This window comes from Aeromicrobium choanae, assembly GCF_900167475.1.
Classification (GTDB): domain Bacteria; phylum Actinomycetota; class Actinomycetes; order Propionibacteriales; family Nocardioidaceae; genus Aeromicrobium; species Aeromicrobium choanae.
This window is the reverse complement of the sequence record NZ_LT796768.1, coordinates 3,119,838-3,134,368: the sequence shown is the minus strand read 5'-3', so window position 1 is coordinate 3,134,368 and position 14,531 is coordinate 3,119,838. Positions and strand designations below refer to the sequence as shown.

The 14,531-nt window shown below is 72.9% G+C and carries 13 protein-coding genes and 1 riboswitch; of the genes, 3 read left to right on the top strand and 10 right to left on the bottom strand.

Annotation, left to right across the window (positions count from 1 at the left end; all coding sequences use genetic code 11):
* Nucleotides 1-55: 55 nt before the first annotated feature.
* Nucleotides 56-188, bottom strand: a riboswitch (FMN riboswitch).
* A gap of 33 nt (nucleotides 189-221) precedes the next feature.
* The 10 genes from rpe to B5D60_RS15155 form a co-directional block, all read right to left on the bottom strand.
* Nucleotides 222-878 carry a ribulose-phosphate 3-epimerase gene (rpe, locus tag B5D60_RS15200; protein WP_078700940.1) on the bottom strand — a complete coding sequence of 219 codons (657 nt, stop codon included), beginning with the start codon at nucleotides 876-878 and terminating at the stop codon, nucleotides 222-224.
* 16 nt (nucleotides 879-894) lie between these two features.
* Nucleotides 895-2,163 (bottom strand): RsmB/NOP family class I SAM-dependent RNA methyltransferase, encoded by a 1,269-nt coding sequence (locus tag B5D60_RS15195; RefSeq protein ID WP_231948904.1) that lies wholly within the window; start codon nucleotides 2,161-2,163, stop codon nucleotides 895-897.
* Nucleotides 2,160-3,083 carry a methionyl-tRNA formyltransferase gene (gene fmt, locus B5D60_RS15190; RefSeq protein WP_078700938.1) on the bottom strand — a complete coding sequence of 308 codons (924 nt, stop codon included), beginning with the start codon at nucleotides 3,081-3,083 and terminating at the stop codon, nucleotides 2,160-2,162. The genes B5D60_RS15195 and fmt overlap by 4 nt, the downstream gene beginning before the upstream one ends.
* A gap of 51 nt (nucleotides 3,084-3,134) precedes the next feature.
* Entirely contained in the window at nucleotides 3,135-5,030 is a 1,896-nt protein-coding gene (locus B5D60_RS15185; RefSeq protein ID WP_078700937.1) for a primosomal protein N' family DNA-binding protein, read from the bottom strand.
* 46 nt (nucleotides 5,031-5,076) lie between these two features.
* A complete protein-coding gene (gene metK / locus B5D60_RS15180; protein ID WP_078700936.1) occupies nucleotides 5,077-6,264 on the bottom strand; it encodes a methionine adenosyltransferase in 1,188 nt (395 codons plus the stop codon).
* A gap of 77 nt (nucleotides 6,265-6,341) precedes the next feature.
* Nucleotides 6,342-7,544, bottom strand: coding sequence for a bifunctional phosphopantothenoylcysteine decarboxylase/phosphopantothenate--cysteine ligase CoaBC (gene coaBC / locus B5D60_RS15175; protein WP_078700935.1), 1,203 nt, complete (start codon nucleotides 7,542-7,544; stop codon nucleotides 6,342-6,344).
* A 13-nt stretch (nucleotides 7,545-7,557) separates the two neighbouring features.
* The gene (gene rpoZ / locus B5D60_RS15170) at nucleotides 7,558-7,854 is read right to left on the bottom strand and encodes a DNA-directed RNA polymerase subunit omega (RefSeq protein ID WP_078700934.1); all 297 of its coding nucleotides are present in this window, start codon (nucleotides 7,852-7,854) and stop codon (nucleotides 7,558-7,560) included.
* 25 nt (nucleotides 7,855-7,879) lie between these two features.
* Entirely contained in the window at nucleotides 7,880-8,467 is a 588-nt protein-coding gene (gene gmk, locus B5D60_RS15165; protein ID WP_078700933.1) for a guanylate kinase, read from the bottom strand.
* The gene (gene mihF / locus B5D60_RS15160; RefSeq protein ID WP_078700932.1) at nucleotides 8,460-8,780 is read right to left on the bottom strand and encodes an integration host factor, actinobacterial type; all 321 of its coding nucleotides are present in this window, start codon (nucleotides 8,778-8,780) and stop codon (nucleotides 8,460-8,462) included. The genes gmk and mihF overlap by 8 nt, the downstream gene beginning before the upstream one ends.
* 10 nt (nucleotides 8,781-8,790) lie before the next feature.
* Complete coding sequence (locus B5D60_RS15155) at nucleotides 8,791-9,222, bottom strand: hypothetical protein (RefSeq protein WP_153303057.1); 432 nt, start codon at nucleotides 9,220-9,222, stop codon at nucleotides 8,791-8,793.
* 104 nt (nucleotides 9,223-9,326) lie between these two features.
* Between B5D60_RS15155 and B5D60_RS17140 the strand changes: the two genes are divergently transcribed.
* From B5D60_RS17140 to B5D60_RS15135, 3 genes are read left to right on the top strand one after another with little or no spacing between them, the layout of a single operon-like run.
* Nucleotides 9,327-10,301: an RNA polymerase sigma factor gene (locus B5D60_RS17140; protein ID WP_197684339.1), complete on the top strand. Its 975-nt coding sequence runs from the start codon at nucleotides 9,327-9,329 to the stop codon at nucleotides 10,299-10,301.
* Between the two features lie 10 nt (nucleotides 10,302-10,311).
* The gene (locus B5D60_RS15140; protein ID WP_078700928.1) at nucleotides 10,312-12,030 is read left to right on the top strand and encodes a S8/S53 family peptidase; all 1,719 of its coding nucleotides are present in this window, start codon (nucleotides 10,312-10,314) and stop codon (nucleotides 12,028-12,030) included.
* A gap of 6 nt (nucleotides 12,031-12,036) precedes the next feature.
* A complete protein-coding gene (locus tag B5D60_RS15135) occupies nucleotides 12,037-14,475 on the top strand; it encodes a CHAT domain-containing protein (RefSeq protein ID WP_153303056.1) in 2,439 nt (812 codons plus the stop codon).
* Nucleotides 14,476-14,531 lie beyond the last annotated feature (56 nt).

Genomic DNA, 14,531 nt, shown 5'->3' with positions numbered 1-14,531 from the left:
TGCCTTCGGGCTCACGGGACACCGGGGACGGCTCGGACGCAGGATGCGTCCGAGCAGCGTGCGCCTTCCATCCGGACTTTCACCGTCGGTACCGGAGTTCCACCGGTTCAACCTCAGCCCTGCGAGCAGGGCCTCGGGTCGCGGACTGTCACCGCCGGTTCGGACTTGCACCGACCCCGGAGCACGCGAGCGATTAGCTCGTACACGGAAAGTCTAGCGGCTCAGTGGCAGGCGCCGACGGCCGTCTCACGCAGACGCTCCACCATGGCGCCCGGGTCGTCGGCGCTGTAGACCGCCGAGCCCGCCACGAAGGTGTCGGCGCCGGCCTCGGCGCAGCGCTCGATCGTCTCCAGCGAGACGCCGCCGTCGACCTGGAGCCAGATGTCCCCGCCGACCCGGTCGAGCAGCGCGCGCGTGCGACGGATCTTCGGCAGGCACAGGTCGAGGAACTTCTGCCCGCCGAAGCCCGGCTCGACCGTCATGATCAGCACCATGTCCAGCTCGGGGAGCAGGTCCTCGTAGGGCTCGATCGGCGTCGCGGGCTTGAGCGCCATCGACGCGCGAGCGCCCTGCGCGCGGATCTCGCGAGCCAGCCGCACCGGCGCCTTGGCGGCCTCGACGTGGAAGGTGACGCTCGACGCGCCCGCCTCCACGAACTGCGGCGCCCAACGGTCGGGCTCCTCGATCATCAGGTGCGCGTCGATCGGCTGGGGCGCGGCCTTCGCCAGCGCCTCGATCACGGGCGCGCCGAGCGTGAGGTTCGGCACGAAGTGGTTGTCCATCACGTCCATGTGCAGGAAGTCGGCCGTCGGGATCCGGGCCGCCTCCCCCGCCAGGTTCGCGAAGTCGGCGTTCAGCAGGCTCGGCGTGATGCGCATGGGGCGAGCGTATCCGTCAGCCGCGGCGCAGCAGCGCCAGGTACATCGCGTCCGTGCCGTCGGTGTGCGGCCACCAGTGGTGCTCGGACTCGACGGTCACGTCGGACCGCTCCCCGACGACCGACTCGACGACCTCGCGGGTCTCGGCGGGCAGCGGCGAGCAGGTGGCGTAGCCCACCACTCCCCCGGGCCGGACGAGGTCGACGGCGCGGGTCAGCAGCTGCCGCTGCAGCGTGACCAGCTCGGGGACGTCCTCGGCGCGGCGGCGCCAGCGGGCCTCGGGACGACGGCGCAGGGCGCCGAGCCCGGTGCACGGAGCGTCGAGCAGCACACGGTCGAACGACTCCTCCTCCCACGGACCCTCGCGGCCGTCGTGCACGGTGACCTCGACGTTGTTGAGCGCCCGCACGGACTGGCGTACCAGCTCGGCGCGGTGCGGCTGCATCTCGTTGGCCACCAAGGAGGCACCTCGCTGGGCGGCGAGGGCGCCGAGCAGCGCGGCCTTGCCACCGGGACCGGCGGCCAGATCTAGCCAGTGCGTGTCGTACCCCTCGAGCGGCGCCTCGGCCGTGGTGATCGCCACCATCTGCGAGCCCTCGTCCTGCACCCCGGCGCGGCCGTCGCGCACGGCGGGAACGAACCCCGGGTCTCCCCCGGCGGTCATCACGCGGGCGTAGGGGCTGAGCCGGCCCGTCTCCCCCGGCAGCGAGCGCGGGTCGACGAGTCCGGGGCGGGCGACGAGGGTGACCAGTGGCGGCGCGTTGTCGGCCGCCAGCAGGGCCTCCAGCTCGTCGGTGCCCACGGCGGCCTCGAGCGCCTCGACGACCCAACGCGGGTGCGAGTACCTGATCGCCAGCGCGTCGAGCCGGTCGCGCCCGGCGGTGACCTCGGCCAGCCAGGTGTCGAGGTCCTTGCCGCCGATCTTGCGCAGCACGGCGTTCGCGAAGCCGACGGGCCTGTGCCCGATCTTGCGGCGCACGAGCTGCACGGTGGTGTCGACGGCGGCGTGGGCCGGCACGCGCATCGCGAGCAGCTGGTGGGCGCCGAGGCGCAGGGCGTCGCGCACCGCGGGGTGGACCGTGCCGGTGGCCACCGTGTCGATGATCGCGTCGTAGGTGCCCTGGTGGCGGATCGTGTTGTGCGTCAGCTCGGTGGCCAGCGCGGCGTCGCGGGTGGAGAGGCCGTCCAGCAGGGTCGGCAGCAGCAGGTTGACGTAGACGTCGCGGGTGCGCACCGCCGACATGACATCGAACGCGACCTCGCGCGGGTCGGTGGGCGTGCTCACGAGAACACCACCTCGGTGGCTCCGCCGAGGCCACGGCCCCAGTCCGCGGCGGGCATCGCCTTCTTGCCGCGCGGCTGCACCTCGCCCAGCACGACGTCGGTGGTGGTGGTGCCGACGCGCACCTCGCGCTTGCCGATGGAGGCCACGCCCGGCTTCAGCGTGGACTCCTCGGCGATCGTGAGCGGCCCGACCTTGAGGCGCGCCCCGTCGACCTCGGTCCAGGCGCCCGGCGCGGGCGTGCAGCCGCGGATCTGGCGGTCGACGGCGAAGGCCGGACGGTGCCAGTCGATGCGGGCGTCCTCGGTGGTCAGCTTGTGGGCGTAGGAGACGTTGTCCTCCGGCTGGCGCACCGCGCCGATGTCGCCCGCCTCGATGTGGTCGACGACGTCGACGACGAGGGTGGCGCCCTGGTCGGACAGGCGGTCCAGGAGCGTTCCCGTGGTGTCGTCCTGCTGGATCCGCTCGGTGATCGTGCCGAGCACCGGACCGGCGTCCAGCGCCTCCACGAGGCTGAAGACCGTGGCGCCGGTGATCTCGTCGCCGGCCATGATCGAGCGCTGCACCGGGGCGGCCCCGCGCCAGGCCGGCAGCACGGAGTAGTGCAGGTTGATCCAGCCGAACTCGAGGGCGTCGAGCACGTCGCGGCGCAGCAGCGCCCCGTACGCCACGATCACGCCCAGGCGTGCCTCCGTGGCCGCCAGCGCGTCGAGAAACTCGGGATCGGACGTCGACGCCGGCTTGAGCACGTCGATCCCGTGGGCCTCGGCGGCCACCGCCACGGGCGAGGGCTGCAGCGACCGGCCACGGCCGACCCGCGCGTCGGGACGGGTGATCACGGCGACCACCTCGTGGCGGCTGGCGACGAGCGCCTCGAGCGTCGGCACGGCGGTGGCCGGGGTCCCGGCGAACACGATCTTCACCTGGCGAGTCTAGTCTTCACCCGCCGAGTCTAGGTCGTGCCGCCGGGCGGCTCAGAAGGCGACGGGGTCGACCTGGATCCGCACGGGGGTCTCCTTGGCCGCGCTGCGCTCGGAGGCGACCTGCTTGAGCACCCCGGCCAGCGCCAGACCCTCGCGCCGGGGCACCCGCAGGATGAGGCGCTCGCGGCCCGGCTCCAGCGGCACCGGGCCGAGGACGTCGACGAACGCCGGCCACGACCGGCGCGCCAGGACCCCGATCACGTCGTCGGTGCCGTCGACCGTGGCGAGGCGCCCGACGGGCGGCAGATGGGTCTCGGCCCGCTCGGAGAGCTCGCGGGCGGCGACGGCCACCGGGTCGGCGCGGACGAGCGCCTGCAGGACCGTGGTGTCACCGACCGCGACGGCCCGGGCCCCGAAGGCCGACAGCGCCAGGGCGTTGAACCAGCGCCGGTACGACTCCTCGACGACGCGCACGTCGTCGCGTCCGAGCATGAGCCATGTGTCGAGCAGCACCACCACGGCGTAGCCGCCGGGGACGGGCGGCTCGGCGCCCGGAGTGGCCAGCACGAGCGGGTCTCCCTCGGGGTCCACCGTCTCGAGCACCGTGTCGCCGCCCGAGGTGAGGACGGTGCGGTCGGGGAAGGCGGCGCCGAACTCCTCGGCGGTGCGCAGCTGGCCCACCACCGGGGCGCGCAGGCGCGTGCCACCGCACTCGGTGCACCGCCAGCGGGGCACCTCGGTGGCACACCAGCGGCACACCAGGGGGGCGTCGGCCCGGTGCTGCAGCAGGGGCCCGTGGCACTGCGGGCAGGAGGCCGGCGTGCGGCAGTCCTGGCAGGCCAGCGAGGTGCGGTAGCCCCGCCGGGGCACCTGGACGAGCACGGGGCCCTCGGCGGCCCGGACCGCCTGGAACACCGCGGCGGGCAGCCGGGCGGCGGCCGCGCCGTGCTCGGTGCCGTCGGTGACCTCGACGACCGGCCACTCGCGACGCCGGGAGGCCTGGTCGGCGACGATCTCGGCGCACCAGCCCTGCTGCACCAGCGACTGGGCCTCGGCCATGCGGGCATGGCCGGCGATCAGCACGCCGGCGCCGGTCTCGATCGCGCGGGTCAGCAGCACCTCGCGGGTGTGGGGGTAGGGCGCGCGGGGCTCGGCGTGGAGGTCGTCGCCGTCGTCCCAGATCACGACGAGACCGAGGTCGCGCACGGGCGCGTAGGCGGCGGCACGGGTGCCGAGCACGACCTGCACCTCACCGCGGGAGACCCGCAGGAAGTTCCGGTAGCGGGCCGCGGGCTTGTCGGCAGCCGTGAGCGCCACGTGGGCGTCGGGGCCGAGAGCCTCGGCGAAGGCCGCGTGCCAGCGAGCGACCTCGCGCACGTCGGGGACGCAGACGACCGCCCCGCGGCCCGACCGCACGACCGCCGACACCGCCTCGGCCACGGCGCGTTCTGGCTCATGGCGCGGCAGCGCGTTCAGCACCGCGCGGGGTGACTCTCCCGCCGCGAGCGCCTCGACGAAGGCCGCCCCGTGCACGTAGGCATGCCACGAGGCGTTGCCGATGTCGGGCGGTCGTGGCGAAGGCTCGGCCGGCGGGTGGGCCTCGGCTCGCGCGTGGCGGGGCGGGATCGCGAGCCGCAGGACGTCGGCCGCGGTGCCCGCGTAGCGGTCGGCCAGCGCGCGGGCGAGCGCGGCGACCTCCGGGGTCAGGACCGGCTCGGAGGAGACCACCTTGGCGACCGCCGCGAGCTTCCCGTCGTGCTCGGAGTCGTCGGCGAGCTCGAGGACGAATCCGTCGACGAGCCGCCCCGCGAAGCGGACCTTGACCCGGCATCCCGGCACGACCGCCTCGACGAGCTCGTCGGGGACGGCGTAGTCGAAGGGGCGGTCCAGATGCGACAGCGGCGTGTCGACGAGGACTCTCGCGACACGCCGCTGTGCTTGGTTCACTCGGCTGTTCTACCAGCAGGGCCCGACAGGGCCCCGGGGCACGGGATCAGAGACCCGCGGCCGCGCGCAGGGCGTCGGCGCGGTCGATGCTCTCCCACGGCAGGCCCGGGCGGCCGAAGTGGCCGTAGGCGGCCGTCTCGGCGTAGATCGGGCGCAGCAGGTCGAGGTCGCGCACGATCGCGGCCGGGCGCAGGTCGAAGATCTCCAGCACGGCGTCGCGGATCGTGTCGACCGGGACGACCTCGGTGCCGAACGTGTCGACGTAGAAGCCGACCGGGTGGGCCACGCCGATCGCGTACGCGACCTGGACCTCGGCCTTGGTGGCCAGACCCGACGCCACGATGTTCTTGGCGACCCACCGCATCGCGTACGCGGCGGAGCGGTCGACCTTGCTCGGATCCTTGCCGCTGAACGCGCCGCCACCGTGACGGGCGTAGCCGCCGTAGGTGTCGACGATGATCTTGCGGCCCGTCAGGCCGGCATCGCCCATGGGGCCGCCGATGACGAACTTGCCCGTCGGGTTGATGTGCGACTTGTAGTTCGACGAGTCGATGTCGTACTGGCTCAGCACCTCGTCGATGACGTGCTTCTTGAGGTCGGAGGGCAGCTGGTGCTCGAGGTCCACGCCCTCCTCGTGCTGGGTGGAGATGACGATGGCCTCGACGCGCACGGGCTTGTCGTTGTCGTCGTACTCGATGGTGACCTGGGTCTTGCCGTCGGGACGCAGGTACGGCAGCGTGCCGTCCTTGCGGACCTTGGTCAGCTGCTCGGAGAGACGGTGCGCGATCGTGATCGGCAGCGGCATCAGCTCGGGGGTCTCGTCGCAGGCGAAGCCGAACATCAGTCCCTGGTCGCCGGCGCCCTGGAGGTCGAGCGGGTCGGTGGCGCCGCCGAGGCGGGCCTCCTCAGCCGTGTCGACGCCCTGGGCGATGTCGGGCGACTGCGCGTCGAGGGTGACCTGCACGGCGCAGGACTCACCGTCGAAGCCCTTGGTGGACGAGTCGTAGCCGATCGCGAGCACGCGGTCGCGCGCGATCCGCGCGATGTCGGCGTAGGCCTCGGTGGTGACCTCGCCGCCGACCAGGACCAGGCCCGTGGTCACGAACGTCTCGGCCGCGACGCGGCTCTTGGGGTCCTGGGCGAGCAGTGCGTCGAGGATGCTGTCGCTGATCTGGTCGGCGATCTTGTCCGGGTGACCCTCGGTCACGGACTCCGAGGTGAATAGACGGCTCACGGTTACCTCTCTGGCTGGTGGCTACGACGTCTCAGACGTCGTGATGACTGTAGTGGGCGGGTGATGACGGGGCGGGTTCATTCCACCCGTTGGACGACCGCGTCCCAGATCGCGTGGGCGATCTCGGACTTGGCCGCGCGGGCCACGGGATGCTCGGACCCCTCGGCCGTGAGGATGGTGACCTCGTTGTCGGGCTGGCCGAACGTGCGCTCGGAGCCGACGTCGTTGACGACGAGCAGGTCGCAGCCCTTGCGGGCCATCTTGGCGCGGGCGTGGTCGAGCACCGAGCCGTTCGCGTCGCCGGTCTCGGCGGCGAATCCGACGATGACCGGACGGCGCCCGGACCGCGTGCGGACGAGCTCGACGAGGATGTCGGGGTTCTCGGTCAACTCGATCGACGGCGCGACGCCGTCGGGCTGCTTCTTGATCTTCGCGTCGGCGAAGGAGACGGGCCGGAAGTCGGCCGGTGCGGCCGCCATCACGACGGCGTCGGCCGACTCGGCGGCCTTGAGCATCGCGTCGCGCAGCTCGGACGTGGTGACGACCCGCACCACCTCGGCGCCGGCGGGCACGTCGACGGACACGTTCGCGGCCACCAGCGTGACCGAGGCGCCGCGGGCGAGGGCTGCCTCGGCGAGGGCGATCCCCTGGCGGCCCGACGAGCGGTTGCCCAGGAAGCGCACCGGATCGAGGAACTCGCGCGTGCCGCCGGCCGAGACCACGACGTGCTGGCCGGCGAGGTCACGCGGGCGGCCCTGCAGCACCTGCAGGCACACCGCGTGGATCGCCTCGGGGTCGGGCAGCCGGCCGGGTCCGGTGTCGGCGCCGGTGAGGCGCCCGGAGTCGGGCTCGATGACCAGGACGCCCCGCTCGCGCAGGGTGGCGACGTTGGCCACGGTGGCGGGGTGCTCCCACATCTCGGTGTGCATGGCCGGCGCCATCACGACCGGGCAGCGGGCGGTGAGCAGGGTGTTGGTCAGGAGGTCGTCGGCCAGCCCGTGCGCCGCGCGGGCGAGGGTGTTGGCCGTGGCCGGGGCGACGACGACGAGGTCGGCCGTCTGGCCCAGCTTCACGTGCGGCACCTCGGGGACGTTCTCGAACACGCCGGTCTGGACCGGGTTCCCCGAGAGGGCCTCCCACGTGGGGGCGCCGACGAACTCCAGCGCGGACTCGGTGGGCACGACGCGGACGTCGTGCCCGGCCTCGGTGAACAGGCGCAGCAGCAGCGCCGCCTTGTAGGCGGCGACGCCGCCGGTGACCCCGAGGACGATGCGACTCATCGCGGCGTCAGGCTCAGGCCTCGTCGGTGGTCGCGGGCGCGTCGTCGTCGGGGGTGATGTCCTCGACGGTCAGCAGGCCGGCGTTGATCTCGCGCAGCGCGATCGACAGGGGCTTCTCCTGGACCTCGGTCTCGAGCAGGGGGCCGACGTACTCGAGCAGGCCCTCGCCGAGCTGGGAGTAGTACGCGTTGATCTGGCGAGCGCGCTTGGCGCTGTAGAGGACGAGCTTGTACTTGGAGTCCGCCTTCTCGAGCAGGTCGTCGATCGGCGGGTTGGTGATGCCTTCGGCGGCAGAACGTGTCGTGGACACTCAGAATCTCCAGAAGTTTCGAGGATTACCCGGCAGGGTCGGCTGGCGGGCGTGATCTGAACAAGTCTACCAACTCCCGCCCCGCTTCCTCGACTTCGGTGTTGACGATGGTGGCGTCGAACTCCGACACCGCCGCCAGCTCCTCGCGCGCGGTGGCCAGGCGGCGCTCCCGCTCGGCCTCGGTCTCGGTCCCCCGGCCGACCAGGCGGTTCACCAGCTCGTCCCAGCTGGGCGGCGCCAGGAACACCAGGAACGCCTCCGGGAACCGCTCGCGCACCTGGCGCGCACCCTGCAGGTCGATCTCCAGCAGGACCGACTCGCCCTGCTCCAGCTTCTCCTCCACGGCGGCGCGCGGGGTGCCGTAGCGATTGACGCCGTGGACCGTGGCGTACTCGAGCAGGCCGTCCTCGGCAATGAGGCGGTCGAACTCCTCGGGGCTGACGAAGTGGTAGTGCCGTCCGTCGACCTCGCCCGGACGCGCGGGCCGGGTGGTGGCCGAGACGGACATCCAGATCTCGGGGTGGTGCTCGCGCACCCAGGCCGCCACCGTGCCCTTGCCGACCGCGGTGGGCCCGGCCAGCACGATCAGGCGGCCACGCTCGCCTTCAGCCACGACGGGCGATCTCGGCGACGAGGCCCTTGGCCTGGTTCGAGCCGAGGCCGCGCAGGCGGCGGCTCTCGGCGATGCTCAGGTCGGCCATGATCTGCTGGGCCGTCAGCTTCCCGATGCCGGGGATGCTCTGGAGCAGGTCGAGCACCTTGATCTTGGCGACGGCCTCGTTGCGCTTGGCCTCGGCCAGCACGTCGGCGACGCTCGCGCCGGAGTGGCGCAGACGGTTCTTCACCTCGGCACGCACCTGGCGGGCGGCGGCCGCCTTGGCCAGCGCCTCGCGGCGTTGTTCGTCGGTCAGGTCGGGCAGGGCCACGGTCAACTCCTCACTTCTTCGACAGGTCGATGCCGCACTCGTCGTGCACGTGCTCGACCACGTCCTCGCGCTGGGCCTTCGTGTCGTTGAAGGCCTCGTGGGCGGCGGTGATCCGGTCGATGTCCTGCTGGGACAGGGCGTTCACCTTCTCCTCGCTCTTCATGTCCTCGAGCGCGAAGTCGGCCTTGCGATGGGCGATCACGACCTTCTTGGTCGCCTTGGCGATGTCGGTCCACTCCTGCGCGATGTCCTCGGGCGCCTCGTGGGCGACCTTCGTCGTGACGTCGGCGTAGGTGGCGAACGCGGCGTCGTTCTGCTGGCCGAAGGTGGCCAGCGACTCGCGGCCGTCGTCGACCGCGTCGCAGTAGGGACCCCCGCCGGAACAGCCCGTCAGGGTCGCGAGACCGAGGACCACGGACAGCAGGAGGGAGGGTCGTCGCACCCCGACAGGCTACTAGCGAGCACCGCCCTGCCGGCGGTCCGTCGACCGCGTGTATCAGCGCGCCCCCTTCCTGCCTCGTCCCGGATGTGCGCACAATGAACTTCGTGACCAGCGAAAAGTCACACGAACCAGCAGAATCCGACGACGGCCCGTGGATCCGCTCCGGCGAGGCCTTCGCACGCTGGCGTGACGGGGACCGCGGAGCGATCGACGAACTCGTGCGCGAGATGACCCCCGTGCTGTGGCACGTGGTGCGCGCCTACCGACTCGACGAGGACGTGTGCGAGGACGTCATCCAGTTCACCTGGCTGACCCTCGTGCGCAAGGCCGACAGCGTGGACAACCCGCGTGCGGTCTCGTCGTGGCTCATCATCACGGCCCGCCGCCAGGCGTGGCGGGTCGCCTCACGGAACCGGCGCGAGGACGCGGTCGACGACGAGCTGCTGGCGCCTGCGCTGCCGAGCTCGCCCGCCGCCGAGTCCGAGGCCGTCTCGGCCGACGAGAACCACCGGCTTCGACGACCGGCCCGACTACCAGCACATCTCCGAGGACCTGGGCATGCCCGTGGGGAGCATCGGCCCGACACGCCGACGCTGCCTCGAGAAGCTCAAGTCCGTCATCTCCGGCGAGGGGGCCACGTCATGACCGAACGCGATCCGATCTTCACGAACCTGCGAGCGATGTACGAGGTGCTCGATCCACCGCCCGCCCACCTGACCGACGCCATGATCGCCGCGGTCGCCGCGGAGAACCTCGACGCCGACTACGAGCTGCTGAGCCTGCTGGGCCGCAGCACCGAGCTCGTCGGCACCCGAGGCTCGGGCGTCATCACGATCGAGTTCTCCCACGACGAGACGTCCATCCTGCTGCGCGTGGCCGAGGTCGACGAGACCACCCGACGCGTGGACGGCTGGGTCACCGGCACCGGGGCCAGCGAGGCGCGCCTCACGTCGGGCGACCAGACGTGGACCGCCGACGTCACCGACGGCCGCTTCGAGTTCGACGCGCTGCCGGCCGGATTGATCCGCATCTACTTCTCGGGCGACACCGAGCTGGCGACCCCCACCTTCGAGATCTGAGGAGCACCGGATGCGTCCGACTGGCCAGGAGCCCCCGCGCTGGGAAGAGCAGGACCCGTGGGAGCGGGAGCAGGAGCTGGAGAGCGTCGCCGCGCGCGAGGGCGCGACCCTCGACCCCTCCAAGGCCACCGTGGGTCCCGGTGGGCGTGAGGCCCACCCCACCGCATATCTCTCGACGAAGCTGCTCATCTCCACGCTCGTCGACGTCGATGCCGCGATCCAGCTGCTGAAGGACGCCGCCGAGGTCTTCAACTGGCAGGTCGTCGAGGACGAGACCTACCCGCGGATCCAGATCGAGGAGACCGAGGAGGAGCGCCGGGAGCGCGCTGAGCGCTATCCCTGGCTCACCACCACCGGCAGCGTCGGGATGGCCCGGGTCGTCATCTCCGCCACGGCCCGCTCGCACGCCCGTCCGCCGGACGCCTGGTCGCTGCTCCAGGCGGCCCGTGCTCTGGCCCTGGGTCGAGAGCCTGAGAAGGGGACCGACCTGCTGCACGGGATCGGCCTCGACCACGTCCTGCAGAGCAGCCCGTTCACCCGGGGCGCGCCGTTCACCCGGGGCGCTCCCTTCACGCGAGGCGCTCCCTTCACGCGCGGGGCCCCGTTCACCCGCGGGGCTCCGTTCACGCGGGGCGCTCCCTTCACGCGCGGAGCCCCGTTCACGCGGGGTGCGAGCATGGCCGTCGACTCGTACGGCGACGTCGGCTCCGGCGGACGTCAGCCGGTGGCCTGGGTCGGCCCGGCCCCCACCCGCTCCCCCGACGATCCCGACGGCCAGCGCCGCCCGCGGGTCGGGGTACTGGACTCCGGTTGCGGCAAGCACCCCTGGTTCACCAACGGCGCCGTCAAGGACGGCACGAAGCTGATCGCCGGGGTCACCATCGGTCGCGACGACGCGCCCACCGACCCCGAGACGCTCGGCAACGTCAGCGGCCCGCTCGACGGCTCCATCGACGACGCCTCGGGCCACGGGACGTTCATCGTGGGCCTCCTGCACCAGGGCTGCCCCGACGCCGACATCCACTGGTGGCGCGTCATGGACTCCGACGGCACGCTCGCCGAGTCCGACTTCGTCACCGCCCTGATCCGCATCGCGCAGCTCGTCCGCGCCGGTGACGGCGCCGAGAACGGGTTGAGCCTCGACGTGCTGAACCTGTCGTTCGGCTACTACCACGAGACGCCGTACGACCTGGAGTTCGACCCGACCCTCTACGAGCTGCTCGCCCTGATCGGCAGGACCGGCACGACCGTGGTCTGTGCGGCCGGCAACGACGCGACGTCGCGCCCCCTCTTCCCCGCGGCCTTCGGACCGTGGGAGGACCCGGCCGACGAGGTCGTGCGCCGCGATCCCCGCGCCACGCCGATCGTCGCCGTGGGAGCGCTGAACCCGAACGGTCGCACCGACGCCATGTTCACGAACACCGGTCCGTGGGTCCACGTGTACAGGCCGGGCGCCTCCCTCGTCAGCACGATCCCGCCGTTCGAGGGCGGCCTCCAGCCGATCGCTCGCGCCACCTTCCGGGGCCGCACCCGCGAGACCGTCGACCCCGACGACTTCGCCAGCGGCTTCGCGGTGTGGAGCGGGTCGTCGTTCGCCGCGCCCGTGTTCGCCGCCCAGCTGGCGACCGCGCTGGTCAAGGACCTCCCGCTCGAGGGAGCGGCCGACGATCCGGAGCAGGCCGTGGAGAGGGCGATCGCCGCGATCGGTCGCCTCACCGACCCGGAGTGAGGTCCCGTGCTCTCGGCCGTTGAGCTGCACCGGCGGGGCCGAGCCTCGATGGATGCCGGTCGCTACCGCACGGCGCGGCGCCAGCTGCTGACGGCGCTGGAGCGCAACGCCGATCCCGACCGGGAGGTGCGGATCCTGGTCAACCTCTCGCACGTCGAGTCGACCCTCGGCGATGCGCAGGAGGCGCTCCGGTGGTGCGACGAGGCTGCCCGGCTGGCGCGGGCTCCCGCGGTGCGTGCGCTCGTGCACAGTCAGCGGGCCGGTCTCTACCTGAACGCGGGCGAGGCTGATCGGGCGTCGGCCCTGTACGACCTCGCGGTCCCGGCGCTGACGGGCACGGCGCGCGCGAACGCCCTGATGAACCGCGGTGTGCTGCACCTGCAGCAGTGGCGCCTCGCTCGCGCCCGGTGCGACTTCCGCGAGGCGGCCGAGCTGTTCGACGCCGACGGGGACGAGACCGGGTGGGCCCAGGCGCGCCACAACGACGGCTACGCGGCACTGCAGAGTGGCGACCTGGTCGGGGCGCTGGCCGCGATGGATGCGGCGCGCGTGCACCTGGCCGACCTCTCCCCCGTCGCCGCCGCCGTGTGCGACCAGGACACCGCCGAGGCCCTGCTCGCCGCGGGCGAGACCCACGAGGCCGTCGACCTCATCCTCGCCGCGGCGCGCGTCTTCGCCCAGGCACGTCTGCGCCAGCACCAGGGCGAGTGCGAGGCCACCGCCGCGCGGGTGCTGCTGTTCAGCGACCCGCGCCGATCGCGCCGGCTGGCCCGGCAGGCGGCCCGTCGCCTGCGCGGCACGGGCAGCGAGTGGTGGGCGCTGCGCGCCGACACGGTGGCGCTGGCCGCCGAGGCCTCGATCTCCCCGCCCACCGTGGCGTGGCTCGACCGGGCCGAGACGACCTCGGGTGCCCTGCGGCGGCACGGACTCGACCACTTCGCCCAGCTGCTCGACCTGCTCGCGGCACGGTTCGCGGCCGTCCTCGGCGACCTCGACCGGGCGACCGTGCTGCTGAAGCGCGGGCGGACGATCGAGCGGGACGGCCTCACCGAGCGGCTGCTGGAGCGGTCGGCGCTGGCGGCGCGCTCGCTCGCGCGCGGGCGCCGGCGCGAGGCGCTCGCCCACCTGCGCCGCGGACTCGACCTCCTGCACGACTGGCAGTCGTCGTTCGGCAGCCTCGACCTCGCGGTCGGCGTGGCGGGCAGCGGCCGCGCGCTGGCGCTGACGGGCATCCGCGAGGCGCTCGCCTCGGGCGATCCCTCGCTCGTGCTGGAGTGGTCCGAGCGGGCGCGCGAGCTGACCAGCCGCGTCGTGCCCGTGAGGCCGCCTGTGGACCCCGACGCCGCCGCCGACCTCACCCAGATCCGCCAGCTGACGGTGGAGGAGCCCGACGAGGACTCCCCCGAGGCGCAGGAGCTGGAGCGCCTGCGCGACCGGGTGCGGCACCGCGCCTGGCTCGAACGTGGCTCGGGCGAGGTCGGCGACGTGGTCGAGCCCGCCGAGTTGACCGCTTCCCTCGGCGACCGTGACGCGCTGGTGAGCTACCTGTGGGACCGGCGCCGGGTGCACGCCCTCGTGATCACCGACCGCGACTCCGTCCTGCTCGATCTCGGGCCGCACGAGCCCTTCGTCGAACGGCTCGGCGGGCTGCAGGCCGACCTCGACATGGCGGCCGCCACCCTGATGCCGGCGATGCAGCGGGCCGTGCGCGGCTCACGCGACCGGCGCCTCGCGGAGCTCTCACGGCTGCTGGTCGATCCCGTGCTTCCCCACCTCGGAGACCGTCGCGTCGTGATCACGCCGGCGGGACTGCTGTCTGGTCTGCCGTGGTCGATGCTGCCGGGCTTCACCGGCCGGCCCGTGACCGTGCCGGTCACCGCCACGCGATGGCTGGCCACGCGCGACCTTGACCCGCCGCGCAGTGCCGGCTTCGTCGCCGGTCCCGGCGTCGCTCGTGCCGTGGAGGAGGTCAAGCAGTCGGCGGCCCGCTGGGCCGGCTCCAGCGCACTCACCGACGCGGAGGCCACCGTGGGAGCCACGCTCGGGCTCGCCGACGGGGTCGATCTCCTGCACGTCTCCGCGCATGGTCGCCACGCCGCCGAGAACCCGCTGTTCTCCGGCGTGCTGCTGGAGGACGGACCCCTGTTCGGATACGACCTCGACCGGATCGCCGAGGTGCCCCAGATCGTGATCCTGTCGGCCTGCGAGGTCGGCCGCTCGACGCAGCGCTGGGCCGAGGAGTCGTTGGGGATGGTCACCGCGTGGCTCCACGCCGGTGCGCGCTGCGTGATCGCCTCGCCCGCCGCCGTCGCGGACGACGAGGCCTGCGAGGTCCTGCAGGACGTGCACCGCCTGATGGCGGCGGGCACTGCCCCGGCCGTCGCGCTCGCGGAGGCGACCGGCGACCGCCCCACCTCGTTCGTCAGCTTCGGCGCCGGCTGGTGAGCTGACGGAGCGCTGGCAGTGACGTTTGCGGGGGCGACACGCCGTGTGAGACCCCC

Coding starts and splice junctions, on each gene's coding strand:
- rpe (WP_078700940.1), bottom strand. CDS start 878: ATGCGCATCACGCCGAGCCTGCTGAACGCCGACTTCGCGAACCTGGCG.
- coaBC (WP_078700935.1), bottom strand. CDS start 7,544: ATGAGTCGCATCGTCCTCGGGGTCACCGGCGGCGTCGCCGCCTACAAG.
- B5D60_RS15140 (WP_078700928.1), top strand. CDS start 10,312: ATGCGTCCGACTGGCCAGGAGCCCCCGCGCTGGGAAGAGCAGGACCCG.